Origin of the sequence: Nocardioides sp., from assembly GCF_014360585.1 — a bacterium.
Lineage (GTDB): Bacteria > Actinomycetota > Actinomycetes > Propionibacteriales > Nocardioidaceae > Nocardioides.
The window spans coordinates 1-25,780 of record NZ_JACIXG010000019.1; the positions used below are offsets into that span (position 1 = coordinate 1).

At 70.2% G+C, this 25,780-nt stretch carries 22 protein-coding genes; 13 read left to right on the plus strand and 9 right to left on the minus strand.

What is annotated here, in order from left to right:
* Nucleotides 1-119: 119 nt before the first annotated feature.
* From H5T77_RS08525 to H5T77_RS08535, 3 genes are all read right to left on the minus strand, one after another.
* Nucleotides 120-1,391 carry a DEAD/DEAH box helicase gene (locus tag H5T77_RS08525; protein ID WP_292647622.1) on the minus strand — a complete coding sequence of 424 codons (1,272 nt, stop codon included), beginning with the start codon at nt 1,389-1,391 and terminating at the stop codon, nt 120-122.
* 216 nt (nt 1,392-1,607) lie between these two features.
* Nucleotides 1,608-2,762, minus strand: coding sequence for a zinc-binding dehydrogenase (locus H5T77_RS08530; protein ID WP_292647625.1), 1,155 nt, complete (start codon nt 2,760-2,762; stop codon nt 1,608-1,610).
* Between the two features lie 16 nt (nt 2,763-2,778).
* A complete protein-coding gene (locus H5T77_RS08535) occupies nt 2,779-3,777 on the minus strand; it encodes a hypothetical protein (protein WP_292647628.1) in 999 nt (332 codons plus the stop codon).
* 221 nt (nt 3,778-3,998) lie between these two features.
* On the opposite strand from H5T77_RS08535, the gene thrS reads away from it, so the two are divergent.
* The 7 genes from thrS (at nt 3,999) to H5T77_RS08570 (ending at nt 12,170) form a co-directional block, all read left to right on the plus strand.
* Complete coding sequence (gene thrS, locus H5T77_RS08540; protein WP_292647630.1) at nt 3,999-5,987, plus strand: threonine--tRNA ligase; 1,989 nt, start codon at nt 3,999-4,001, stop codon at nt 5,985-5,987.
* A 306-nt stretch (nt 5,988-6,293) separates the two neighbouring features.
* Nucleotides 6,294-6,776 (plus strand): hypothetical protein, encoded by a 483-nt coding sequence (locus H5T77_RS08545; protein WP_292647633.1) that lies wholly within the window; start codon nt 6,294-6,296, stop codon nt 6,774-6,776.
* 250 nt (nt 6,777-7,026) lie between these two features.
* Nucleotides 7,027-8,022 (plus strand): AurF N-oxygenase family protein, encoded by a 996-nt coding sequence (locus H5T77_RS08550; RefSeq protein WP_292647636.1) that lies wholly within the window; start codon nt 7,027-7,029, stop codon nt 8,020-8,022.
* A 32-nt stretch (nt 8,023-8,054) separates the two neighbouring features.
* The gene (locus H5T77_RS08555) at nt 8,055-9,737 is read left to right on the plus strand and encodes an FAD-dependent oxidoreductase (RefSeq protein ID WP_292647639.1); all 1,683 of its coding nucleotides are present in this window, start codon (nt 8,055-8,057) and stop codon (nt 9,735-9,737) included.
* A 54-nt stretch (nt 9,738-9,791) separates the two neighbouring features.
* Complete coding sequence (locus H5T77_RS08560) at nt 9,792-10,499, plus strand: TetR/AcrR family transcriptional regulator (RefSeq protein WP_292647642.1); 708 nt, start codon at nt 9,792-9,794, stop codon at nt 10,497-10,499.
* A 37-nt stretch (nt 10,500-10,536) separates the two neighbouring features.
* Nucleotides 10,537-11,598: a M36 family metallopeptidase gene (locus H5T77_RS08565; RefSeq protein ID WP_292647645.1), complete on the plus strand. Its 1,062-nt coding sequence runs from the start codon at nt 10,537-10,539 to the stop codon at nt 11,596-11,598.
* Between the two features lie 35 nt (nt 11,599-11,633).
* On the plus strand, nt 11,634-12,170 hold the full coding sequence (locus H5T77_RS08570; RefSeq protein WP_292647770.1) for an HIT family protein: 537 nt from the start codon (nt 11,634-11,636) through the stop codon (nt 12,168-12,170).
* A gap of 33 nt (nt 12,171-12,203) precedes the next feature.
* Here the strand turns inward: H5T77_RS08570 and H5T77_RS08575 are convergent, their stop codons facing one another.
* The 5 genes from H5T77_RS08575 to H5T77_RS08595 form a co-directional block, all read right to left on the minus strand.
* The gene (locus tag H5T77_RS08575; protein ID WP_292647648.1) at nt 12,204-12,662 is read right to left on the minus strand and encodes an OsmC family protein; all 459 of its coding nucleotides are present in this window, start codon (nt 12,660-12,662) and stop codon (nt 12,204-12,206) included.
* A gap of 151 nt (nt 12,663-12,813) precedes the next feature.
* The gene (locus H5T77_RS08580; protein WP_292647651.1) at nt 12,814-14,202 is read right to left on the minus strand and encodes a GntP family permease; all 1,389 of its coding nucleotides are present in this window, start codon (nt 14,200-14,202) and stop codon (nt 12,814-12,816) included.
* Between the two features lie 46 nt (nt 14,203-14,248).
* Nucleotides 14,249-14,902, minus strand: a complete 654-nt coding sequence (locus tag H5T77_RS08585) for a bifunctional 4-hydroxy-2-oxoglutarate aldolase/2-dehydro-3-deoxy-phosphogluconate aldolase (protein WP_292647654.1) — start codon at nt 14,900-14,902, stop codon at nt 14,249-14,251.
* Nucleotides 14,899-16,509, minus strand: a complete 1,611-nt coding sequence (locus H5T77_RS08590; RefSeq protein WP_292647656.1) for an N-acyl-D-amino-acid deacylase family protein — start codon at nt 16,507-16,509, stop codon at nt 14,899-14,901. The genes H5T77_RS08585 and H5T77_RS08590 overlap by 4 nt, the downstream gene beginning before the upstream one ends.
* An 18-nt stretch (nt 16,510-16,527) precedes the next feature.
* Complete coding sequence (locus tag H5T77_RS08595) at nt 16,528-17,859, minus strand: type III PLP-dependent enzyme domain-containing protein (protein ID WP_292647659.1); 1,332 nt, start codon at nt 17,857-17,859, stop codon at nt 16,528-16,530.
* A gap of 123 nt (nt 17,860-17,982) precedes the next feature.
* On the opposite strand from H5T77_RS08595, the gene H5T77_RS08600 reads away from it, so the two are divergent.
* The 3 genes from H5T77_RS08600 to H5T77_RS08610 are packed head-to-tail and all read left to right on the plus strand — an operon-like array spanning nt 17,983 to nt 20,185.
* Nucleotides 17,983-19,008 (plus strand): sugar kinase, encoded by a 1,026-nt coding sequence (locus H5T77_RS08600; RefSeq protein ID WP_292647662.1) that lies wholly within the window; start codon nt 17,983-17,985, stop codon nt 19,006-19,008.
* Nucleotides 19,005-19,754, plus strand: coding sequence for an IclR family transcriptional regulator (locus tag H5T77_RS08605; protein ID WP_292647665.1), 750 nt, complete (start codon nt 19,005-19,007; stop codon nt 19,752-19,754). The genes H5T77_RS08600 and H5T77_RS08605 overlap by 4 nt, the downstream gene beginning before the upstream one ends.
* Nucleotides 19,755-19,780: 26 nt before the next feature.
* Nucleotides 19,781-20,185, plus strand: a complete 405-nt coding sequence (locus H5T77_RS08610; protein WP_292647668.1) for a RidA family protein — start codon at nt 19,781-19,783, stop codon at nt 20,183-20,185.
* Here H5T77_RS08610 and H5T77_RS08615 read toward each other — a convergent pair.
* The gene (locus H5T77_RS08615) at nt 20,182-22,371 is read right to left on the minus strand and encodes an acyltransferase family protein (protein ID WP_292647671.1); all 2,190 of its coding nucleotides are present in this window, start codon (nt 22,369-22,371) and stop codon (nt 20,182-20,184) included. The genes H5T77_RS08610 and H5T77_RS08615 overlap by 4 nt on opposite strands.
* 193 nt (nt 22,372-22,564) lie before the next feature.
* Between H5T77_RS08615 and H5T77_RS08620 the strand changes: the two genes are divergently transcribed.
* The 3 genes from H5T77_RS08620 to H5T77_RS08630 are packed head-to-tail and all read left to right on the plus strand — an operon-like array spanning nt 22,565 to nt 25,697.
* A complete protein-coding gene (locus H5T77_RS08620; RefSeq protein ID WP_292647674.1) occupies nt 22,565-23,686 on the plus strand; it encodes a sugar ABC transporter substrate-binding protein in 1,122 nt (373 codons plus the stop codon).
* Nucleotides 23,683-24,432 (plus strand): ATP-binding cassette domain-containing protein, encoded by a 750-nt coding sequence (locus H5T77_RS08625; protein ID WP_292647677.1) that lies wholly within the window; start codon nt 23,683-23,685, stop codon nt 24,430-24,432. Before H5T77_RS08620 ends, H5T77_RS08625 begins: the two co-directional genes overlap by 4 nt.
* On the plus strand, nt 24,429-25,697 hold the full coding sequence (locus H5T77_RS08630; protein WP_292647680.1) for a sugar ABC transporter permease: 1,269 nt from the start codon (nt 24,429-24,431) through the stop codon (nt 25,695-25,697). Before H5T77_RS08625 ends, H5T77_RS08630 begins: the two co-directional genes overlap by 4 nt.
* Nucleotides 25,698-25,780 lie beyond the last annotated feature (83 nt).

A 25,780-nucleotide genomic window follows, 5' to 3' on the forward strand; every position in this document is an offset into this window, starting at 1 on the left:
AACGCGATACCCGGCCCCGCATGACCGGTACGACGAACTGTTACCCGGCTGTTCTCATCCGCGCTGGTCGAGCCGGCGTCGTGCGTGACGACGCCGGCTCGACCAGCGGAACAGTTGGATCAGCGAGCGCCGGTGGCGCGCTGGCGCTTGCGGGAGCGCGAGCCGGGGCGGCTCTTCCGGTTGCCGGTGCCCTCGCCTGCGGGGCGGCGGGGCGGCTGCTGGACGGCGACGGGGACGAACGGGCCGGGGTGGTTGCGCTCACCAGGTGCCAGCTCGACGAGGATCGGGTGGCTGGGGCCTTCGAGGCGCGTGGTGGTCGGCTTGATGCCAGCGGCTCGGGTCATGGTGCGTACGTCCTTGACCTGGTCGGGCAGCATCAGCGTGACGACGGTGCCGGAGGCGCCGGCGCGGGCCGTACGCCCCGAGCGGTGCAGGTAGGCCTTGTGCTCGGCGGGCGGGTCGGCGTGGACCACGAGGGTGACGTCGTCGACGTGGATCCCGCGGGCGGCGATGTCGGTGGCCACGAGGGTGGTCGCCCGGCCGGAGTGGAAGGCGTCCAGGTTGCGCACGCGGGCGTTCTGGGAGAGGTCGCCGTGGAGCTCGACGGCCGGGATCCCGGCGCGGCCGAGCTGGCGGGCGACGCCCTTGGCGCCGTGCTTGGTGCGGGTGAAGACGACGGTGCGGCCCGGCGCGGCGGCCAGGTCGGCGAGCACCGGGATGCGGTGCTCGCGGGCGGCGAGGTGGAGGACGTGGTGCTCCATCTCGGCGACCGGCGACTGGGCCGAGTCGGCCTCGTGGATGACCGGCTGCTGGAGGAACTGCTTGACCAGGACGTTGACGCCCTTGTCGAGCGTGGCGCTGAACAGGAGACGCTGGCTGCCCTTGGGCGTCGTCGCCAGCAGCCTGCGCACGGCGGGCAGGAAGCCGAGGTCGGCCATGTGGTCGGCCTCGTCGAGCACGGTGATCTCGATCGAGGAAAGGTCGGCGTGACGCTGCGCGATCAGGTCCTCGAGCCGGCCGGGGCAGGCGAGCACGACGTCGGCGCCCTTGCGCAGGCCGACGACCTGCGGGTTCTGGCCGACACCGCCGAAGATGGTCTGCATGCTCAGGCCCGCCTCTGCGGCGAGCGGACGCAGCGCCTCCTCGATCTGGCGGACGAGCTCACGGGTCGGCGCGAGGATGAGCGCACGCGGCTTGCCCGACTTCGCCTTCGGACCGCCGGCGAGGCGGGCGACGAGGGGGAGCAGGAAGGCGTACGTCTTGCCGGACCCGGTCCGCCCACGGCCGAGCACATCGCGGCCGGCGAGGGAGTCCGGCAGTGTTGCGGCCTGGATCGGGGTGGGGGAGGTGATGCCGTGGCGATCGAGAACGGCGGTGAGGTCTGCGGGCACGCCAAGCGCGCTGAAGCTCTGCTGAGACAAGGAGAAGTCAACTTTTCAAGCGAGTTGTCTCGCCATAATGAGTGACCGAGTCCGAGGTTCGGCGAGAGCGGCCGGGGGCAAGACCGGAACGGGCCGCTGTTGAGATAGATACTACGGGTAGGTGACCCGTCCACCAGAATCCTCGGTCACTCGGCGGGTCTAGATGATCACGCGCCGAGTCGGCGGTCACGCCCAAGGGTCGACGAGGATCTTCGCGTGCGTCTCCGGATCGGCCAGATCCGAGAACGCCTGCGCGACCCCGTCGAGCCCGACGGTGCCGGTGTGCAGCGGCGAAGGGTCGACCTTTCCGCCGGCGATCAGCTCCAGCGTGCGCGCGAACTCCGCCGGGTCGTAGCCGAAGACGAACCGCAGGTCGATCTCCTTGTGGATCGCGACCGCCGGGCGGATCGTGTCCGGCTCCATGCACACCCCGACCACCACGACGCGCGTGTGCAGCGGCGCCGCGGTCATGATCTGCTCGAGCATCCCGGGCACGCCGACGCACTCGAAGACCACCGGCCCGGTCGGTGACTGCCCGAGACGGTCCGCGTTGAGCAGCACCGTCTCCCAGGGCAGCAGCGGGATGCGGCGTACGACCTGCATCGCGTCGATCCCGAAGCTCAGGTACTCGGGCAGCGATGTCACCGGACCACGCTGCCGGTAGGCGTCCCACGGCGAGGACTCGCGCGGGTCGACGACCACGTCGGCACCGCACTTGACCGCCAGCGCCCGACGCGCGGGCGAGAGGTCGGAGGCGACCACCGTCTTCACCCCCTGCGCCTTGAGCATGAGGATGACGGCCAGGCCGATCGGGCCGCAGCCGATGACCACGGCCGGGCGCCGTGCGGAGACCGCGCCGCGGCGTACGGCATGGAGGGCGACGGCGAGGGGCTCGGTGAAGACCGCCCGTTCGGGCTCGACCTCCTCGGGCACCGGGAAGGTGAACGCCTCCTGGACGACGCAGTACTCCGCGAAGCCGCCGGGGGAGTCGACGTCGAAGCCGACCATGTGGATCGCCCCGTCCGTACGCAGCACCGGCAGCGCCGTCACCGAGGTGCCCGGCTTCCAGCGACCGCGGGTCTGGGGCCCGTAGGCCACGACCGAGCCCAGGACCTCGTGTCCCAGGACGATCTCCTGCTCGGGCGTCATCGCGGTGGTGTAGCCGAGCTCGGTCACGACCTCGTTGAGCTCGTCGCTGTGCTCGCGGACGTGCAGGTCGGAGCCGCAGATCCCGGCACGGAGCACCTTGATCAGCAGCTGTCCCGGCCCGGGCTCGGGTCGCGGCACCGACCGCACCGAGAGCTCGCCGTTGTGGACCACGGTTGCGCGCATCTGAGTCATCGGCGCTGAGGCTACCTCAGCCCGCCCGTAGCGACCCGTCATCAGTGATCCGGTGCAGGTGGGCGGTGAGCGAATGCTGGTGGTCGACGCGCGGCAGCCTCAGCGCGGTGCCGGTGACCAGGTGCAGGGTGACGTCGATGCGTGGGTTGGCCCTGCGCTCGTCGACGACACCGGTGTCGATGCTGGTCACGTCCTCCCAGAGGATGACGTCGGTGTGGCGGGCGTAGTCCATGACCAGGCCGCCTTCGTAGAGTCCGAGGTCCACCGCGAACGGACGCCGCAGCCCGAGCCAGGCCAGCCGGAACCCGAGGATCAGCCCGGCGAGCGCAACCAGGCATCCGGCCAGCACGAGCACCGTCGGCAGTCGGGGCCGGGTGGCGCCCCAGGTGCCGAGCGCGATGAGTGCCGGTCCGAGGATCAGCCCGACGGCCGCCAGCCACGCCCGTCCGTGCGCGGGGTGGGTGCTCAGCCGGATGCCGAGGTCCTCGCTGAGCGGCTCCTCGCCCGGCGTACGCAGCCACGCCCGCCGCGTCGGCAGCACCACCAGGCCGAGCACGGTGAGTGCGATCCCGCCCCAGAGCACCGGTTCGCGGGCCGTCCCGAGGATGCGGGCCGGCCACGGGTTGATCGCGTGCTCTCCGTAGGCGTCGGAGTCGACGACCCACATCCGGTAGGTCGCCTTCGAGGGATCGGGGTCGCGGCCGATGTCGCGCAGGGTGCCGTGGATGCTTCCGGTGACCTGCTCGCCGTCGACGCGCCACCGGCCCTGGCAGGAGATGATCTCGCCGGTGCCGCTGTCGAACTCGCAGCGCTCGACGACGTTCACCTCCGCCCACTGCCCGCTGTTCCATCGGTCGGCGGCCTGCTGGGCCACGACGGTCGCCGGGAACAGCATCGCCAGCGCGCCGAGGCCCAGGGTGATCAGGACGGTCGCCAACGACGTACGTCGCTGTAGCCGGGCGACCCGGCGAGACGGGTCGATGAGACGGGACTTGGGGCCTGTGGTGGGGAGCACGAGGTCTTTCACATCAGACGGGGAGGGACGCCGATCGAGGCATCGAAAGTCTAGTCGTATGCCCCAACGGGTTCCGGTGACCTCGCGCCGTCGCGCCCGGGCCTCGCGGCCGCAGGGCGATGCCCGTCGCCTGTTTCGCAGTACGCCGCCGGCGACGGATACGATCGGGACGCCGCGCGAGCATCGCGGTCCACACACCACCGGAACCCACAGGAGCATCCGTGTCCGAGATCAAGATCGCCGTACTCACCCCCGACGGGCGCGAGGAACGGACGGTCACTACGGGCACGAAGGCGTGGGAGCTCTTCGCAGACAACCCCGACGTGATCGCTGCGCGGGTCGGCGAGGATCTGAAGGACCTCGCCTACGAGCTCGCTGACGGCGACGAGGTCGAGGGTGTCCTGATCGACTCCAAGGACGGCCACGACATCCTGCGCCACTCGACCGCGCACGTGATGGCGCAGGCCGTGCAGGAGCTCTTCCCGGACGCCAAGCTCGGGATCGGCCCGCCGGTGACCGACGGCTTCTACTACGACTTCGACGTCGAGACCCCCTTCGTGCCCGAGGACCTGGTCAAGATCGAGTCCCGGATGAAGAAGATCATCAAGGCCAACCAGAAGTTCTCCCGCCGGGTCACCACCGACGAGGACGCCCGCGTCGAGCTGGCCGACGAGCCCTACAAGCTCGAGCTGATCGGCCTGAAGGGCAACGCTGGCGAAGCGGCCGAAGGTGCCAGCGCCGAGGTCGGCGGCGGCGAGCTGACCATCTACGACAACCTCGGCCGCAACGGCGAGATCGCGTGGAAGGACCTCTGCCGCGGCCCGCACCTGCCCACCACCAAGCGGATCCCGGCCTTCAAGCTCATGCGCAGCGCCGCGGCGTACTGGCGCGGGGACGAGAAGAACAAGCAGCTCCAGCGCATCTACGGCACCGCCTGGGAGTCCAAGGAGGCCCTCGAGGCCCACCTGACCCGGATCGAGGAGGCCGAGCGCCGCGACCACCGCAGGCTCGGCCGCGAGCTCGACCTGTTCTCCTTCCCGGACGAGATCGGCTCCGGGCTCCCGGTCTTCCACCCCAAGGGCGGGATCATCAAGCGGGAGATGGAGGACTACGTACGCGCCAAGCACATCGAGCACGGCTTCGAGTACGTCGGCACCCCACACATCGCGCGCGAGCAGCTCTTCCACACCTCGGGCCACCTGCCCTACTACGGCGACGGCATGTTCCCGGCGCTGGACGTGGACGGCCAGGACTACCGCCTCAAGGCGATGAACTGCCCGATGCACAACCTGATCTTCCGCTCCCGGGGGCGGTCCTACCGCGAGCTGCCGCTGCGGCTGTTCGAGTTCGGGTCGGTCTACCGCAACGAGAAGTCGGGCGTCATCCACGGCCTCACCCGGGTGCGCGGCTTCGCCCAGGACGACAGCCACTCCTACTGCACCAAGGAGCAGGCGCCGGCCGAGGTCAAGCACCTGCTCGAGTTCATGCTGACAGTGCTCAAGGACTTCGGCCTCGACGACTTCTACCTGGAGATGTCGACCCGCGACGATGCCAACAAGGACAAGTTCGTCGGCAGCGACGAGGACTGGGCCGAGGCGACCCAGATCCTCGAGGACGTGGCCCGCGAGACCGGCCTCGAGCTCGTCCCGGACCCGGGCGGCGCGGCCTTCTACGGCCCGAAGATCTCCGTCCAGGCCAAGGACGCCATCGGCCGGACCTGGCAGATGGGCACGGTGCAGTACGACTTCAACCAGCCCTCCGCCGACCGGTTCAACCTGGAGTACCAGGCAGCCGACGGCACCCGGCAGCAGCCGGTGATGATCCACTCGGCCAAGTTCGGCTCCATCGAGCGGTTCCTCGGTGTGCTCGTCGAGCACTACGCCGGTGCCTTCCCTCCGTGGCTCGCCCCGGTCCAGGTGGAGATGATCCCGGTCGCGGATGCGTTCAACGACTACGTCTACGACATCGCCGGCAAGCTGAAGAAGGCAGGCGTACGTGTCGAGGTGGACGAGTCGAGCGACCGCTTCCAGAAGAAGATCCGCAACGCCCAGCTGCAGAAGATCCCGTTCATGCTGATCGCCGGTGGCGAGGACGTCGAGAAGGGCGCGGTCAGCTTCCGCTACCGCGACGGCCACCAGGAGAACGGCATCCCGGTCGACGAGGCCATCGAGCGGATCGTCGCTGCCGTGGAGTCGCACGAGCAAGTCTGAGCCTCTTCGCGGTGTGCTGCCAGGAGTGCGCCCGAGCGCACGCTGGGCAGCACATCGCGAGTGATTTGAGGAGTAGCAGAGCTGCAGGAGGCGCTGACCGAGGTGGACGCGGTGTTCGCCGGGCGCACCTGTGCCACTGACAACGTCTGTCTGCACTGCTACCCCGAGACGTGGGCCGTGGAGCTGTCGCGGCCGGACACGCCATTGCATTCGCAGTTCCTGGAGTCAGTGACGTACAAGAATCCGTGGTCCGTCGAAGATCACGACTCACTCCTGCGGAGAATCCTTCCCCAACTGGCGCGAGGGATGGCGGCGGGAACGGTGCATGTCGCCTGGCCTGAACAGCACGCGCTGGCTCGTGGGGGATGGCGGTCATGGTCCGAGCGCGAGTCCAGCGCGGTGCGCAGGTTCGTCGAAGCGTGGTGGCGCGACCTGATCGTCGTGAGCGAACCCGATCACCCCGTCGAGAAAGCCTTCGAGACGTACGTCGCCATCACGGCCGATCTCTCCGCAGCACTCGACTCGTGGCCGCGGGGGGACATCGCGACCGCGCACTTCGTAGCGCTCAGCAAGGAACGGCTGTGCGACCTCACCCACGGAAATGACCCGCTCGACGGGATGGACCAGATCGACGACGCCGGGGGTCAGCTCGAACGTTGGTATGTGACCACCGGTGCTGAGTGGCTTCGTGACGCGGGCGAACTGGATCTTGCCGCTGACGCTGAGCGGCTCGCGCTGGACCTCGACGACAGGATGAAGCTCCTCTACGGAGCGAGCCCAGACGCGTAGATCTGGGAACGGCGACCACGCGAACGCATCGCGCAAGCGACGACACGCCGATCCTCCGGCGTGTCGCACCTCATTCACAGGTCGAAATGGTCGCCGCTACTCCTGGAGGCTGACGACTTCTGACGGCTGCATCTTTAAATGTGACGGCATGTCGCGCGTACTCTTGTTATCGGGACGCGTGTCCGGGTAACGTGTGTCACGTAGTCAGTGGTTCAACGCAGAACTCAACGGTGCAGAAGGAGCGATCATCATGACCGCCGTTCAGGATGAGAAGTCCACCGGATACGTCCGCCAGGGCAAGCAGGCCTACCTCGACACGCTCCGCACGCTGTCGGAGGCCTCGGTGGAGGTCCACTTCGACCCGTTCAAGGACATCGACTGGGACTCCGCCGAGCTGGAGGTGCGCCCGGACGACGAGCGCTGGATCCTCAACGACGCCGACGAGATCGGTGCCCACCCTTGGTACAAGGCGCTGTCCAAGGAGCGCCAGATCGAGATCGGCATGTACCGCTGGGCCCAGGTCGCCAAGGTCGGTCTGCAGTTCGAGCAGCTGCTCATCGGCGGCGTGATGAACCACCTGGTCTGGTCGGACAACAACAACCCGGAGTTCCGCTACGCGACTCACGAGGTGACCGAGGAGACCCACCACACCCAGATGTTCCAGGAGTTCGTCAACCGGGTGAACCCCGACGTGGCTGGTGCGCCGACCTACTTCAAGGTCCTGGTGCCCTTCATGGCCTCGGCGGGCGCGTTCTTCCCGGAGGCGTTCTTCACCGGCATCCTCGCCGGTGAGGAGCCGATCGACCACCTGCAGAAGGGCGCGATGCGCGCCGGCGGCAGCCACCCCGCGGCCAACCGGATCATGCAGATCCACATCGCCGAGGAGGCCCGCCACATCGGCTTCGCCCACCAGTACCTCGAGCAGCACGTGCCCGAGCTCGGCCGCGTGAAGAAGACCCTGCTCGCCTACATCTTCCCGGTCATCATGCGGCTGCTGTGCGACGTGATCATGGTCCCGAGCAAGCAGGCCCGCTACGACATGGGCATCCCGGACGAGGTCGCCCGCGAGATCTGGTGGAAGTCGGAGGAGTCCGAGAAGCTGCTGCGTGACCTCTTCGGTGACGTCCGCCTCTTGGCCGACAACCTCGGCATCCGCAAGGGTCCGGCCAAGCTGCTGTGGAAGCTGAGCGGCATCGACGGGCGCGCCTCGCGCTTCCGTGCCGAGCCGCGCGCGGCCTCCTACTGATCATCTCCACCGGCCCAGAACGGTAGTCACACGTGCCTCACGTCGTCACCCAGTCGTGCTGTGCAGACGCATCCTGCGTGGTCGCCTGCCCGGTCAACTGCATCCACCCCGCCCCAGGCGAGCCCGGCTTCGGTGAGGCCGAGATGCTCTACGTCGACGCCAAGAGCTGCGTCGACTGCGGAGCCTGCGTCACGGCCTGCCCGGCCGACGCGATCGTGCCGCACACGACCCTGACCGCCGCGCAGGAGCCGTTCCTGGCCATCAACGCGGAGTACTTCGAGGTCTTCCCGCACAAGGACCGCACTCCGCTCGCCCTGGTCCACCCCCAGCGCAGGCTGACCCGCACCGGACCCTTCCGGGTCGCCGTGGTGGGGGCAGGGCCGGCGGGGATGTACACCTCGGACGAGCTGCTCAAGCACCCTGAGATCAGCGTCGACGTCTTCGACCGGCTGCCGACGCCGTACGGCCTGGTCCGGGCCGGCGTCGCGCCCGACCACCAGAACACCAAGCAGGTCGAGAAGCTCTTCACGCAGATCGAGTCGCAGCCGGGGTTCCGCTACTTCCTGGGCGTCGAGGTCGGCAAGGACGTCTCCCACGCCGAGCTGACCGCGCGCTACCACGCCGTCGTCTACACCGTCGGTGCGGCGAGCGACCGGGCGCTCGGGATCGACGGCGACGACCTGCCCGGCTCGCTCAGCGCGACCGACTTCGTGGGCTGGTACAACGGCCACCCCGACAAGCAGGACCTGCCGGTCCACCTCGACGCGGAGTCGATCCCGTCGGGGCGGGTCGTCCTGGTCGGCAACGGCAACGTGGCGCTCGACTGCGCGCGGATCCTGGCCGAGGACCCCGAGCGGCTGGCCGGCACCGACGTCGCCGACGGGCCGCTGGCGGTCCTTCGCGACAGCGCGGTGAAGGAGGTCGTCGTCCTCGGGCGCAGGGGGCCCGGGGAGGCGGCCTTCACCGTGCCCGAGCTGGTCGGGCTGATGGGCCACACCGGGGTCAATGTCGTCGTTGACACCGGAGATCTTCCGCTCGAGGAGGCGCTCGCAGGCGGTGACACCACCACCCGGCTGCTGCGCGAGATCGCCGGGCGCGAGCTGCGTCCGGAGTTGCGTACGATCGTGCTTCGCTTCCTCAGCTCGCCGGTGCGCGTGCTGGGCACCGAGCGGGTCACCGGGGTCGAGGTCGGTCGCAACCGCCTCGAGCGCGACGCGAACGGCATCGTCCGTGCGGTCCCCACGGGCGAGACCGAGGTCCTCGAGACCGGGATGCTGCTGCGCGCGGTCGGCTACAAGGGCCTGCCCGTGGCCGACCTTCCCTACGACGCCGCGACCGGCACCGTCCCGAACGAGGGTGGTCGAGTGCTCCCGGGCGTCTACGTGGCCGGCTGGGTCAAGCGCGGCCCGAACGGCTTCATCGGCACGAACAAGTCCGATGCCGAGGAGACCGTCGAGCAGGTCCTCGACGACCTCGACTCCGACCGGATCCCCGCACCGGTCGGTGACGCCGCTGAGATCACCGCGGTCGTACGTGGCCGCCAGCCAGGCATGGTCGACCTCGCCGGCTGGCAGGCGATCGACCGCGAGGAGAAGCGGCGTGGCGCCGAGGCCGGTCGTCCGCGCGTCAAGATCACCGATGTCGAGGAGATGCGGGGCATCGCCGCGAAGTCAAGGAAACCCCGATACTCTCTTGGGCGTCGCAAGGAGCGTTGAGACGCTCTCGACGCCGACGCGAGACATGCAGCACGGGAGCAGGGGGAGACGCGGGTGGCCGGGGAGAAGCGTGATGGTCGGCAGGACCGGTGGAGCAAGCACAACGAGCAGCGCCGTCAGCAGATCATCGATGCCGCCATCGCGGTGATCGAGGCCGGTGAGCCCGGCGCCGACGTGCAGGTGCAGCAGATCGCGGTGCGCGCCGGTCTGTCCCGCACGGTCATCTACCGCCACTTCGAGGACCGCGCCGACCTCGACCGGGCCGTGCAGCAGGCGATCCTCGACGGGCTCTGGTCCGACCTGATGCCCGGGATCACCCTCGACGGCACCGTCCCGCAGATCATCGAGCGGATCATCGGCACCTACGTCCGCTGGGCCCGGGCCCACCCCGCGCTCCACCTCGCCGCCGACCACGACATCGACGGTGGCGACGAGGGTCCCTTCCAGCAGGGGATGGAGCAGCTCGCCGGCCGGATCTCGGCAATCGTCGGCACCGCCGTCATCGCCCTCGGTGGCAAGCCCACCGAGGAGGAGGCCGAGGCCCTCGACCCGCTGATCTACGGCCTGGTCGGCGCGGTCTTCGGTGCCGTACGCCGGTGGCTGACCCGCACCGGCGAGCGGCTGCCCGCCGAGACCCTGGAGCGGCTCACCGCCCAGTCGATCTGGTTCGTCATCGACGGCCACGCCCGCGGCTTCGGGATCGAGCTCGACCCCGACCTGCCCCTCGAGGAACTCCTCACGAAGGACACCCTCGCGGTATAGAACCCGGCCGCACGGCCGTTCAGTCAAGGAGAAGACCATGCCCCACATGCGCAGACTCTCGATCGCCGTCACTGCCGGCCTGGCGGCCACCGCCGGGTTCGCCGTCCCGCTGAGCCCGGCCACCGCGGCGCCGGGCAGCGGATCCTCCGAGGGCACCGCCCGTGTCTTCATGGTCAACCCGATCCAGTCCAGCAACGACCAGAGCCTGACCGATCAGAAGGACGCCGCGAGCGCCGTGCCGGACAGCGCCTACGCCCAGGTGCCGCTGACCCACCTGGACGGCTCGGGCTACCTCCGCGGCGACTACGCGGTCATCGAGTCGAGCACCGGTGCGCCGGCGTACTCCACCACCAACAGCTACTCCTACGACCGCCACCAGGACCAGTTCGAGCAGGTCATGGGCTACTTCTGGGTCACCCGTGCGCAGACCTACCTGCACGCCCTCGGCTTCGGCGAGACGCTCCCCGGCGTCCTGGACGGGCCGTTCTCGGTCAAGATCAACCAGTACGGCGGCGACAACTCCTACCAGACCGACAAGCCCTTCCGGATCCGGTTGGGCAAGGGCGGTGTCGACGATGCCGAGGACGCCGAGGTGATCGTCCACGAGTACGCCCACGCCGTCCACGCCGACCAGGTGCCCGGCTACGGCGGCAGCCTCGACGCCGGCGCGATCGGAGAGTCGTTCGGCGACTACCTCGCCGTGACCGTCGGACTCGACGCCGCCTCGGAGTACGGCTGGCCGGTCGCTGCCAACCCTGCCTGCCCGATGGACTGGGACTCGGCCTCCTACACCGCCGCACCGCACTGCATCCGCAGCTTCGACCTCGACCTCACCCTCGAGGACCGACGCAACCAGGTGCACTACGACGGCCAGATCTGGAGCCAGGCGCTGTGGGAGATCCGCGAGGGCTACCAGGACCTCGGCCTCTCCACCCGCGACTGGGACACCACGCTGATCTACTCCCAGTTCTCCTACGCCCCGGACACCAGCTTCCAAGCCGCGGCCGCCGAGACGTACGCCGCAGCGGCTGCTCGCGACGGTCGGGCGGCGGCGGACCTGGTCCGCGACCGGTTCGCCGCCCGGGGGATCACCTTCTGAGAGAGGGCCTCGGTAGCCTCTACCTCGTGACGGAGATGGACGGCGTACTCACCCAAGACGGCATCGGCGAGGGCGACGGGCTGGAGCGGCTGTGGACGCCCTACCGGATGGCCTACATCCGCGGGGAGAACAAGCCCAGCGACCCCTCCTCGACGAAGTGCCCGTTCTGCCGGGTGCCGACGCTCGAGGACGCCGACGGTCTGGTCGTCCACCGCGGCGAGACCTGCTTCGTGGTGCTCAACCTCTACCCGTACGCCCCGGGCCACATGATGGTGTGCCCCTACCGCCACGTCGCCGGCTACGTCGAGACCACCGACGAGGAGGCCGCCGAGATGGCGGTGCTGACCAAGCAAGCCGTACGCACCCTCGCCGGCGTCTCACAGGCCGAGGGCTTCAACATCGGGATGAACCAGGGCACCGCCGGCGGCGCCGGCATCGCCGCCCACCTGCACCAGCACATCGTGCCCCGCTGGGTCGGTGACCAGAACTTCATGCCGATCATCGGCCGCACCAGGACCCTGCCGCAGCTGCTGACCGACACCCGCGACCTGCTCGCGCAGGCTTGGGGTTAGTCGGCGGTCCAGGTCGCCCGATGGCTGCCCGGGTCAGTGTGCGTCCGAGGAAGCAATGACAAGGATGGTGCCGCGGACGTCGCAGGTGGCGGCAAGGGTGTTGTAGACGGTGCCGTAGCCGGCCAGGTTGCGTTGCAGCAGGTCGAGACGCCGTTGAGGTTCGTTGGTGACTATCCCCAGTTGGTAGACGAACTCGGTGAACTTCGGCGGTGCATCCTGGCGGCGGGCGGTGACCTGCACCTCGGCGCGCTCGTACTGGAACGACAGCAGGTCGTTGGCGCGCGCCAGGTTTTTCAGCAGGCACGCCGCCAGCGCCGCGGCGAGCAGATGTGCCGGACCTGGTAGCTCGGATGGCGCCGCACCCCAACGTGCGTCCAGGGTGACGGTCTCGCTGGCGGTGTGGACCTGAGCGGGTCCACCTGCAGTCGAGCGACCCGTGACCGTGTAGGTCAGCGGGGCGGCGGACGAAGGTGTGCTTGTGTCGGTTTCCATGACCCGAGCGTCGTCTCGTTGCCTGGTTGTGGACAGGGCACGACGTCCCGCAAGCGAGGGCCCCGTGGCCCGTCTTGCACCCTGCATCCGCGACGCCCGCAGTGTCGACGCGGCGATCCCAGTGGCCGCCCAGGCCCTGCGGAGAGTGCTGTCAGACGATCGCCCAGGCCACGGCGGCGGCCGCGAACCCGACGATCGAGAGCACGGTCTCCAGCACCGTCCAGGTCGCGAGCGTCTGCTTCACGGTGAGGTTGAAGTAGCGCGAGACGATCCAGAAGCCGCCGTCGTTGACGTGGCTGAGGATGATCGAACCGGCGGCGATCGCGACGGCGATCACGGCGAGCTCGGGCTGCGTGTAGCCGGAGCCGAGGGTCGGGGCGATGATGCCGCCGGTGGTCACGATCGCCACCGTCGCCGAGCCCTGGGCGATCCGGAGCGCGCAGGAGATGACGTAGGCCAGCAGCAGGATCGGCAGGCCGGCGTCGGAGAGCACCTCGGCGAGCGCGGCGCCCACGCCGGTCGCGGAGATCACCGCGCCGAAGAAGGCGCCGGCGCCGACGACGAGCAGGATCATGCCGACCGGTCGCAGCGAGGCACCGGTGAACTCCGAGATCTCCTCGATGCTCATGCCACGCCGGATGCCGAGCAGCCAGAAGGCGAGGAGCACGGCGATGGTGAGCGCGATCGCCGGGTTGCCGAGGAAGGTGAGCACGCTGAGCAACCGACCCGGGTCGAGCAGCATCGTGCCGAACGTCGCGCCGAGGATCAGGATCAGCGGCACCGCGATGATCGTGAGGACGAGAGCGAGCGAGACCGGGGTCGTGGGCGTCGGGTCGCGCTCGGCCTCGGTCTCGGCGATCAGGAACTCCTCGGGCACCGAGACCTGGACGCGCGGGGCGATCCACATCGGGAAGAGGATCCCGGCCGCAGCGAAGGCGGGCAGGCCGCAGAGCAGCCCCATGATGATCAGCCAGCCGAGGTCGACGCCGAGGAGACCGCTCAGGGCCGTCGGGCCGGGGTGGGGCGGTAGGAAGGCGTGCGTCATCGAGAGGCCGGCGAGGACCGGGAGGGCGTAGAGGACGAGCGACCGGCCGCCACGGTGCGCGGCGACGTAGACCAGCGGCGCGAGCACGAAGATGCCGATGTCGAAGAAGACCGGGATGCCGAAGATGAGTCCGACCAGGCCCATCGCGACCGGGGTGCCGCGCTCACCGAAGAGACCGATCAGCCTCGAGGCGAGCACGTCGGCGCCGCCGGAGCGCTCGAGCAGCGACCCGAGCACGGTGCCGAGCCCGATGATGAGCGCGATGTGGCCCAGCACCCCGCCGAAGCCGGTCTCGATGAGCGACTCCTTCGAGGAGAGGGCGGTGCCCACCATCTGCTCGACGGAGAGGCCGGCCACGACGGCCAGGCCGATGCCGCTGATGAAGAGCGCGATGAACGGCTCGAGCTTCACCTTGATGATCAGGAAGAGGAGCACGGCGATCGCCGCTGCGCAGAGCAGCAGCAGGCCGGTGGTGCTTGTCTGGAGCCAATGCATGGCTGGTTCTCCCAAGGGGTCGGGGTGGGGGACGGGTGGGGTGGACTCAGCGCAGAGCTGCGCGGAACCGGGCGGCGTTGGTGGTGATCTGGTCCCACCGCGCCTCGTCGACGTCGGCAGGCTTGACCACCGACGTCCCGGCAGTCACGGCGAGGGCACCGGCCTGCAGGAACTCCGCGGCGTTGTCGGCATCGACTCCGCCCGAAGGGATCAGGGCGACCTCGGGGAACGGGCCCCGCAGGTCGGAGAGGTGGCGCGGGCCCAGGGCCCGCGCCGGGAAGATCTTCACGGCGTCGGCGCCCAGCGAGGTCGCGGTGAGGACCTCGGTCGGGGTGAGGGCGCCGAGGATGACGGCCGCCCCCGCGGCATGGCCGGCGGCGACGATCTCCGCCGCCTCTGGCGGCAGACCGGGCGTGACCAGGAACCGGGCGCCGGCAGCGACGGCGTCGTGGGCCTGGTCGGCGGTCAGCACAGTCCCGGCGCCGACGACGATGTCGTCGTCGGCTTCGGCGCTGACCTGCGCCAGGAGGTCGGTGAGACCCGGCGTCGTGTAGGTCAGCTCGACGGTCCGGATGCCCCCGGCGGCCAGTGCGCGACAGAGCGCGCCGGGGTCGTCGAGGCGGTTGGCGCGCACGACCACCAGGGCCTGGTCGGCGCCGAGCGTGTCGATCACCGGGTCGGCCATCGGACTGTGGTTCATCGGGCTCGGGTTCCTTCGTCGGTGTGGCGCAGCGCCCGCCCGGGCAGCGCGTCGGTGCGGTGGCCGTCCTCTATGACGGCGGTGCCGTTGACCAGCACCCAGTCGATGCCGCGCGCCTGCTGCCGCGGCTCCTCGAACGTGGCGGTGTCCTGGACGGTGTCGGGGTCGAGGAGCACCAGGTCGGCGGCGTACCCCTCCCGGACGAGGCCGCGCTCGTGGAGCCGTAGCCGGGAGGCCGGGCGGCCGGTGAGGTGATGCACGCAGTCGACCAGGTCGAGCACGCCGAGCTCGCGGACGTAGCGGGCCAGGTAGCGGGGGAACGTGCCCCACGCCCGCGGGTGCGGGCGCTCGCCGACGAGGATCGCGTCGCTGCCGCCGCAGTGGGTGCGGTGCCGCATGATCGTCTGCACGTTCTCCTCGTGGCCGACGTGCTGGAGGATCGTCGTGGCCATCCGGTCGCGGACGAGCAGGTCGAAGAAGACCTCGGTGGCCGCCCGGCCGGACTCCTCGGCGATCTCGGCGACCGTGCGGCCGATGTGGCGGGACAGCTCGGGGTTGCGTACGCCGCTGATCTGGATCGTGCGCCAGTCGATCACGCAGCCGTGGCAGCCGTCGGTGCCGACGTGGTCGAGCTCGTGGGCGATCCGGGCGCGGTCGCCGGGGTCGGCGATCCGTGCCAGCAGTGCGTCCGGGCCGCCGGAGGTCGACCAGCTGGGCAGCACGGCGCTGAGCGTGGTGGCGCCCGGGAGGTAGGGGTAGGTGTCGAGCGTGATGTCGACGCCTTCGGCGAGGCCGGTGTCGATGAGCTCGACGAGCTCGCCTGCTCGCCCGCGGTTCGGCTCGAAGTTCATGGTCGCGTGGGTGAGGTGGAGGGCGCATCCGGAGGACCGGGCGACGGCGATCATCTCGGCGTACGCCTCCAGCGCGCCGGCACCGTAGGAGCGGTGGTGGGGGCTGTAGTAGCCGCCGGCCTCGGCGACGACCCGGCACAGGGTGGCCAGCTCCTCGTCGTCGGCGAACATGCTCGGCGGGTAGGTCAGGCCGCTGCTCATCCCCACCGCGCCCTCCTCGAGCCCGATCCGGAGCAGCCGGGCCATCTCGGTGATCTCGGCGGCGGTCGCGGGCCGGTCGTCCGGGCCGACGACCATCAGCCGCAGCGTCCCCTGCGGGACGAGGTACGCCGCGTTGCACGCGATCCCTCGGTCGAGCCGGTCCAGGTAGCCGGCGACGGTGTCCCAGTCGAAGTCGAAGTCGTCCGGTTCGCCGTTCCAGCCGGCGATCTGCCGGCGCAGGTGCGCGCGGGCGGCGGGGTCGGCGGGCGCGAAGGAGAGTCCGTCCTGCCCGACGACCTCGAGCGTGACTCCCTGGCTCACCTTGGCGGTGTGGTCGGGCGCGACCAGGATCTGCAGGTCCGAGTGGGCGTGCATGTCGATGAACCCCGGGGTCAGCGCCCGGCCGGCGGCGTCGACGGTGCGCCGCGCGGCCGGTGGCGGCGCATCGGTGTGGATGCCGGTGATCCGTCCGGCGTCGATGCTGACGTGGGCGTGGAAGGCCGGGGCGCCGGTGCCGTCGATGACGGTCGCGTCGCGGATGAGCAGGTCGGTCATGGTGGCTCCTGGCTGGTCTCAGAACCAGGTCCGCACGAGGTCGACGACGACCGGGTCGTCGGCGTCGGCGTCGTCGAGGATCGGGATGAGGCTCCACTTGTCGAAGGCTGTGCACGGGTGCGAGAGGCCGAGACGGAGCTCGTCGCCGATCACGACGGGCGCCTCGGTGGCGGGGTCCCAGCGGAGGAAGCCGTGCTGGTCGTTGAGCGCGGTCACGGTTGCGCCGGTGATCGGCGCCGGCGGGGCGCCGGTCGTGCGGGCGCGCACGAGCTGGACCTCGGGAAGGCCCTCGTCGAAGGGCAGATCGCGCTTGCCCGCATCGAAGAGCGCGAGTCCGGGCTCGGGCTGGGAGGAGACCCGCACCCACCCGTGGAGGGCGCTGCGCAGGCCGGGTCCGGTGGTGCGCGGGGCGCTGCCGAGGGGAGAGATGCCGCGGTAGAAGCCGTCGTCGTGGGTGATGTACGCGCCGCTGCGCAGCACGACGCGGGCCTCGTCACCTGCCACGAGCGGGGCGAGCCCGTCGGCGACCTGCTCGAAGTAGGCGCTGCCGCCGGCGCTCACCACGGGCGTCCGGTCGGCGGGCAGCAGGTCGGAGATCCGCCGGTGCAGCGAGACCAGGCTGTCGACGTAGGCGTGGACGACCTGGAGGGCAGCCTCGTCGGCGGTGTGTGCCAGGGCGCCCTCGTAGCCGGTGACGCCGGCGAGCTCCAGATGCGGTGAGGCCGCGACGGCCTCGGCGACGGCCACAGCGGTCGCCTCGTCCCGGGCGCCGGTGCGACCGCCGGCTGCGCCACGCTCGACGAGGACGGCGAGCGGGCGGCGCGGCCCGACCTCGGCGGCATGGGCAGCGAGCGCCTCGTGCATCAGAACCACCGTCCGTGGCGAGTCGGCCCACACCATCACCTCCAGCCCGGCGTCGTCGGTGAGCTGGTCGGAGATCCAGCGCAGCGTGAGCGGGGAGAGGATCGCGTTGGCCACGATCACCCGGGAGACGCCGAAGGCGCGGGCCACGGCGAGCTGGGGGAGGTTGGCCACGGTGATCGCCCACGCGCCGGCAGCCAGCTGCTCGGCCCACAGCTGCGGAGCCATGGTGGTCTTGCCGTGCGGTGCCAGCGCGATCCCGCGCTCGGCGCACCAGGCGGCCAGCACGTCGCGGTTGTGGGTCATCGCGACCCGGGAGAGCGAGAGCACGGGTGTGGGCAGCTCCGAGAGCCGCGGCGCGGCCTCGAGCATCTCGGCGACGGTGCGTCCCCAGAACGAGGGCGGGATCGCCTTGTGGCGCCAGTCGACCCGCTCCTCACGCAGCGTCGTGAGGGCCGCTGCGTCGATGTGGGCTGCCGGGTGATCCATGACCCGTCCTTCCTTCGTTGCGCATTATGCAATGATGATTGCGTAATCTGGTTTGATAGTTGTAGCATCGGTCACACCGGCCGTCAACGGTCGACCCGGAACCAACAGGGAGGAGCCCCATTCGTGGGCAGCAACGGAGACGCGCGAGTGGTCTGCCTCGGGGAGGCGATGGTCGTGCTGCGCCCGGAGGGCGACCAGCCGCTCGTCGAGGCGCAGACCTTGAGCCGCTCTGTCGGTGGCGCCGAGGCGAACGTCGCCAGAGGTCTGACCGCCCTGGGCGTGCGAGCCGCCTGGGTCTCCCGGCTCGGCGAGGACCCGTTCGGTGACGTGGTGACCGACGACCTGACCGCCCGCGGCGTGGAGGTCGAGGTCCAGCGAGACCCGGATCGGCCGACGGGTCTCTACGTGAAGGAGCCGGCGCCCGGCGGCAGCCGCATGCACTACTACCGCACCGGCTCCGCGGCGGCGGCGATGGATGCCGACCTGCTCGACCGGCCCGGCGTGGCGGCGGCGCTGGCCTCGGCCGAGGTCGTGCACACCTCGGGCATCACCGTCGGCATCCTCGAGGAGGGGTCGGCCCTGGTCGCGCGCCTGCTCGAGCTGCGTGACGAGCTCGGCTTCCGGCTCAGCGTCGACCTCAACTGGCGACCGGCGCTGTGGACCGAGCGCAGCATCACGCCGCTCCTCGACCTGCTCCGCGCGGCCGACATCGTCCTGGTCGGCGCCGACGAGGCCCGGGCGGCCCTCGGTGTCTGCACTCCTGAGGACCTCCGTGAGCTGCTGGGGGAGCGCCCGCGCCTGGTGATCAAGGCCGACTCCCACGCGGCCGCGGAGCACGACCCGGACGGCAGCGCGGCGCAGGTCCCCGCTCTTCAGGTCGACGTCGTCGAGCCGGTCGGCGCGGGGGACGGGTTCGCGGCGGGCTACCTCGCCGCCCTCGTCGACGGCTTCGGACCGGTCGGCCGGTTGCGGCAGGGCCATCTGGTCGCCGCGGGCGTGCTGGCCGCGACCGGCGACCACGCGACCCCACCGGCTGCCGGCGTACGCGCCCGGCTGCTCGACTGCTCCGAGGACGACTGGGCTGAGACCCGGGTCAGCGCCGTCGGCATCGACTCTCCGGCGCTGGCGACCTCCGAGGAGGTCCGATGAGCCAGAGTCTCTCCCGCGCGCTTCGGATCCTCATCGAGCTCGGTGAGGGCGAGCGATCCCTCGACCAGGTGGCCGCCATCCTCGAGGTCCACAAGACCACCGCCATGCGGCTCCTGCACACCCTGGAGGCCGACCGGTTCGTACGCCGCGACGACCACCAGCGCTACCACCTCGGCTCCCGGCTGTTCGCGCTCGGCACGATGGCCCTGGCCCAGCACGCGATCCGCGACGTCGCCCAGCCGCACCTGGCCCGGCTCGCTGCCGAGACCGGTGGCCAGGCGGTCCACCTCGCTGCGTACGAGAACGGCGCGGCCATCTATCTGGCCAAGGTCGAGAGCACCCACTCCGTCCGGATGTACTCCCGCGTCGGTCTGCCCGCCGCCCTGCACGCGACCGCCGTCGGAAAGGTGCTCGTCGCGGACCTGCCGCCGGGTGAGCGCGACGCCGTGATCGCGGGCATCGACTTCCGGCCCTTCACCAGCCGCACCATCGCCGACGCGGCGGGCTACCGAGACGTGCTCGCCCGGACCCGCGAGCAGGGCTGGGTCGAGGACGCCGGCGAGCACGAGGACTTCATCAACTGCGTCGGGGCGCCCGTACGCGACGAGGCCGGGCGGGTCATCGCCGCGGTCTCTGTCTCCGTGCCCGACGTCATCCTGCCCCGCGAGGGAGTGCGTGCCCTGGTGCCGCAGCTCCTCGCCGCAACCGAAGCGATCTCCGCCGACTGGGCCGGCCGGAGCTCATGAGAACACTCCGAGAGGAAAGCCAACCCATGTCCGACATCCGCATCTCCACCGACCAGGCCCCCGCTCCCGCGCACACCTTCTCCCAGGGCGTCGTCCGCGGCGGCCTGATCCAGGTCTCCGGTCAGGGTCCCGTCGACCCCGCCACCAACGAATACCTGTTCCCCGGTGACGTGAAGGCCCAGACCGTGCGCACCCTCCAGAACGTGGAGGCGATCCTGGCTGCCGCCGGCGCGGGCTTCGAGGACGTGCTGATGCTCCGGGTCTACCTGACGACCCGCGACGACTTCGCCGCGATGAACGACGCCTACGGTGAGTTCATCGGCTCACGGGTCCCCGAGGGCGGCATCCTGCCGTGTCGTACCACCGTGATGACCGGCCTGCCGCGCGAGGAGATGCTCGTCGAGATCGACGCGCTCGCCGTGGCCCGCTAAGCGACGATGCGGGCCAGCTCCTGGCCGAGGTAGGGCGCCAGCGTGCGGGCGTACCGCGCGGTGAGGTGGTTGCCGTCGCGGTAGACGATGACGTTGCCGACGACCGCCGGGCAGACCCGGTCCTCGCAGAACAGGTGGGTCAGGTCGACCAGGTGTGCGTTGGGGTCGCGGGTGACCGCGTCGCGGTGCGGATCCTCGAAGAGGACGTCCGTGCGCGGGCGCCCGCACGCCTCGCCGGCGGTCTCGGGGGAGTGCCGCTGGATGCAGCCCAGCGTGGTGCGTAGGTAGGCGGCGCTGTCGGGCTCGAACATCGGGTTGTCGACGAGCGCGATCACCGGGACCTTCTTCGACGGCCGTTGGCTCCAGGCCTCGACCAGGCCGTTGACGGTGGACTCGTAGGGAGTCTCGCCGGCCAGCGGCTGGGTCATCTTGCGGGCCGAGTGGGTCACGACGATCGCGTCGAGGTCCTTCTGCTCGGGTGCGCGCAGATAGGCCTCGAGCTGGCGGTTCCACTCCGCGCAGGCGGGGCGGTTGTCGGCGATGTTCCGCCCCAGCGGCCGGGCGTTCCAGTGGCAGGCGGCTCGCGCGGCGACGTCGATGCGCCAGTTGCGCTGGTCGCCGATCAGGTCGAGTGCGCCGACCGGGGCTACGGCGTGGGAGTCGCCGACCATCAGCAGCCGCTTCTCATAGCCCTCGACGGCTCCGTTCGGGCATGCGCTGAACCGCACCGGACGCTCCGCGAAGGACCAGCACGGGGCCCGGTTGTCGTCGTCGGTGCCGATGGCGGCGACCGCCGGGATCAGCTCGCCGTTCAGGTCGGGGTTGAGGCACGAGCCTCCGGCGGCGCTCGCCGCCAGCGCGGCCGCCCCGAGACACTCGGTCGAGTAGGGGTCGGCGGCGGCGAGCCGGGCCGCCGCGGCTATCGCCCTCTCCTCGGAGCGGTCGATCGCGGCCAGGCCGCTCCAGCCGGCGCCGACGGCGACCACGAGGGCGGCGAGGGTGGCGACCAGGGCCCGTGGGCCGCCGGGCCTGATGACGTACGTCTGGACCGGTCGCGTCACCAGCCGGTTGGTCGCCCAGGCGAGCAGCGTCGAGACGACCAGCACACCCGCCGCCGACGCGATGGTGAGGCGCTCGCCGCCGGAGTAGTAGAGCCAGACGATCAGCAGCGGCCAGTGCCACAGGTAGAGCTCGTAGGAGATGTCGGCGACGAACCGCAGCGGACGGGTCGCCAGCAAGCGGCGCGGCCCTCGCGGCGACGGCGTCGAGCCGACCATCACCAGCAGCGCCCCGGCGACCGGCCACAGGGCTTCCGGGCCCGGGAAGCGGTCCGCGCCGTCCATCACGAAACCGCAGCTCACGACGAGGGCGATCCCGGCCCACGCGGCGTACGGCTTGATCTGCTCGGGCAGGCTCAGGCGGCGCAGGGCGAGCGCGGTCAGGGCGCCGGCGGCGATCTCCCAGAAGCGGGTGAGGGAGTTGAAGTACGCCGCGGCCTGGTCGGCCCCGGAGACCTTGAACGCGTAGGCGAAGGAGATCGCGAATGCGACCGCGGTCAGCACGAACAGCACGCGGGCGAGGCTGAGCCGGCCGCGCAGCGGTCCTCGGGCCAGCGCGCGGAGCACGAGGGCGAGCCCGCCGACCACCAACGGCCACAGCAGGAAGAACTGGCCCTGCACCGCGAGCGACCAGAAGTGCTGCACGGGAGTCGATGACGGCCCCGCCGCGCCGTAGGTGAGTTGGTTGGCGATGAGCTCCCAGTTGAGCGTGTAGGTCGCGGAGGCGATGATCTCGCGGGTCGTCTGGGTCCACAGCGTCTGCGGCATGAAGGCGACCATCAGCGCGGCCGTCGCGGCCAGCACGATCAAGGCCGGCGCGGCGAGCCGCGCGAACGTACGTCCGTAGTGCTCGCCCAGCCGGACCCGGCCACGCTCCGCCTTGCCCACCAGCGATCGGGTGGCGAGGAAGCCGGAGACGACCAGGAAGACGTCGATCCCGCCTGAGACCCGGCCGTTGCCGAAGAGATGGAAGGCGACCACGAGCGCCAGTGCGATGCCACGCAGGCCGTGGATCTCGCTGATGTGGCTGGCGGCCGACCCGGAGGGGGACTGCCCAGATTTGGGGCTGTTGGGGCCACTGTCGGCCCGGTCGGTCGCGGGCGTGCGGAAATCCGAGGTGGCGGTCACGTGATCGCTGTTCTAGTTGGACGTCGGTGGGGCGGGAGCCGTCGCACCATAGCGAGCAACGGTGACCTGCAGGCGTACGGCTGTTGTCGATCCGCCATCGAGATCTCCTCAGAACCGCTTCACGGCGGCGCTGGAGGAGATAGGTTGCACCCCGACGTGACTTAGATCACACCCAAGACTGAGGAGTTCGACGATGAACACGCACAAGATCGGCCGCCTGATCGCGGTCGCGGCGGTCGCGACCCTGTCGACCGCATCGCTCGTGGCATGTGGTGGCTCGGATGACGGTGGCGGCGACGCGGGCGGCTCGGGTGGCACCGACGTCGGCGTGATCCTGCCGGACGCGACCACGTCTCCTCGCTGGGAGGCGCAGGACCGGCCCAACCTGGAGAAGGCGTTCACCGAAGCCGGCCTCGAGGCCACGATCCAGAACGCGCAGGGTGACACCGCCAAGTTCGGTCAGCTGTGCGACAGCATGATCAACGAGGGGGTCAAGGTCATCATCATCACCAACCTGGACTCCGAGTCGGGTGCGGCTTGCCTGAAGAAGGCCGCCGACGCCGGCGTGACGAGCATCGACTACGACCGGCTGACGCTCAACGGCGGCGCCTCCTACTACGTCTCCTTCGACAACGTGCTGGTCGGTGAGCTGATGGGCAAGGGCCTCGACGAGTGCATCACCGCGGCGGGCAAGAGCGGCGGCAACATCGTCTACGTCAACGGTGCGGCCACAGACAACAACGCGGCCCTGTTCAAGTCGGGCTACGAGAAGGCGCTCGAGGCGAAGATCGCCGACGGCACCTACAAGCTCGTCGGTGACCAGTCGGGGGAGTGGGACGCCACCAAGGCCGGGAAGGTCTTCGACCAGATGTACACCGCCAACGGCGGAAAGATCGACGGCGTGGTCTCCGCCAACGACACCATGGCCGGCGGCATCATCGCCCGGCTGAAGGCCAACAAGGTGGCCGGCAAGATCCCGGTGACCGGTCAGGACGCCTCGGTCGAGGGTCTGCAGAACATCCTGCAGGGCTTCCAGTGCGGCACGGTCTACAAGAACACCGCGCTCGAGGCCAAGGCGGCCGCCGACCTGGCGATCGCGCTGATCGAGGGAGACGAGGACGCCGCCGACGCGCTCGCCACCGGCACCGTGGAGGACACCGAGGCCGGCAAGGACGTGCCGTCGGTGCTCGCCGAGCCCGTCTGGGTGACCAAGGAGACCGTCGGGTCGGTCATCGAGGACGGTCAGGCCGACGCCGCCGAGGTGTGCGCCGGTGCGATCGCGGACCTGTGCACTGAGAACGGCGTGCCTCAGTGACTCCGCTGCTGGAGCTGCGCGGCGTCGAGAAGTCCTTCGGCGCCGTGCAGGTCCTGCGCGGGGTGGACCTCTCGGTGCAGTCTGGCCGGGTCACCGCGCTCGTCGGCGACAACGGCGCCGGCAAGAGCACGTTGGTCAAGGGGATGGCCGGGATCCATCTCTTCGACGCCGGTGACTACCTCTTCGAGGGCGAGCCGGTGAAGGTGACCAGCCCGAAGGACGCCGCCGCGCTCGGCATCGAGGTCGTCTACCAGGACCTCGCGCTCTGCGACAACCTCGACGTCGTCCACAACATGTTCCTCGGTCGGGAGATGAAGCGGTTGCGGCTGGTCGACGAGGACACCATGGAGCAGCGTGCTCGCGAGACGCTCGACGGTCTCTCGGTGCGTACGCTGAAGTCGGTGCGTACGCCGGTGGCCTCCCTCTCCGGCGGCCAGCGGCAGACCGTGGCGATCGCCCGCGCCGTGCTGTGGAACTCCAAGCTGGTCATCCTCGACGAGCCGACCGCCGCGCTCGGCGTGGCGCAGACCGAGCAGGTGCTCCGGCTGGTGCGGCGCCTGGCCGACCGGGGCCTCGGCGTCCTGCTGATCAGCCACAACCTCAACGACGTCTTCGAGGTCGCCGACGACATCGCGGTGCTGTATCTGGGGGCCATGGTCGGTCAGTTCGAGGTCGCCTCCACGACTCGCGAGAGGGTCGTGCAGGCGATCACCACCGGCGTCGGTCCTGAAGGTGGTGCGGCATGAGTCTGGACACCGATGACCCGACCGTCGCCTCGGTGCCGGATCCGGAGCCGGACAACTCGCTGGGTGGGATCTTCCGGGCCTACCTGGCCAAGCTCAGGGGCGGCGAGGTCGGCTCGCTGCCGGCGGTGCTGGGCCTGATCGCGCTCGTCGTGGTCTTCTCCACGCTGCGACCCGAGCAGTTCACCAACTCGTTCAACTTCGCCAACCTGATCGGTCAGTCGGCGGGGGTGACCGTGCTCGCGATGGGCCTGGTCTTCGTGCTGCTGCTGGGCGAGATCGACCTGTCGGCGGGGTTCGCGGGCGGCGCCTGTGCCGGGGTGCTCGGGGTGTTCCTGACCAGGCAGGAGTGGCCGCTGGTCCCGGCGCTGCTGGCAGCGCTGCTCACCGGAGCGGTGATCGGTCTGCTCATCGGGCTGCTGGTGGCCAGGCTCGGGATCCCCTCGTTCGTGGTCACCCTGGCCGCCTTCCTCGGGCTGCAGGGCGTGCTCCTGACGATGATCGGCGAGGGCGGGACGATTCCCTACCGCAACGACTTCATCAACGGCCTCAACAACGCCAACCTGCCGCTCTGGCTCGGCTGGGCGCTCGGCATCATGTGCATCGTGGGCTATGCGGCCTCGACGTACGTCACCGATGCGCGCCGTCGCGCCAAGAACCTCACCGTCCAGCCCATCCTGTTGTGGGCGCTGAAGACCGGGCTGCTGACGGCCGTGGTGCTCGCGGTCGTCGGCTATCTCTCCGTCGAGCGCAGCCGCAACCCGGCGCTGACCTCGCTCAAGGGGGTGCCGGTCTCGCTCGTGGTGATCGTCGGTCTGCTGATCGTGCTGACCTTCATGCTGGCCCGCACCGCCTGGGGGAGACACGTCTATGCGGTCGGCGGCAACGCCGAGGCGGCGCGGCGGGCCGGGATCAACGTGTTCCGGGTGCGCCTGTCGTGCTTCATCCTCTGCTCGACCATGGCTGCCGTGGCCGGCATCATGATCGCCAGCCGCACCAACTCGGTGAACCCGAACACCGGTGGCGAGACCACGCTGCTCTATGCCGTGGGTGCTGCTGTCATCGGCGGCACCTCGCTCTTCGGCGGCAAGGGCCGGGTCATCGACGCTGTCATCGGCGGCACCGTCGTGGCGGTCATCGACAACGGGATGGGCCTCCTCGACCAGCCCCAGGGCACCGTCTGGATGGTCACCGGCCTCGTCCTCCTGGTCGCGGCCAGCGTCGACGCCCTCTCCAGGCGGAGAGCATCGGCGACCGGGCACGTGTAGCTCTCTTACGCCGAGTCGGCTCGTCATGACGAGCCGACTCGGCATGAAATCGTGTCAGGATGAGCCGACTCGGCGCGCCAGAA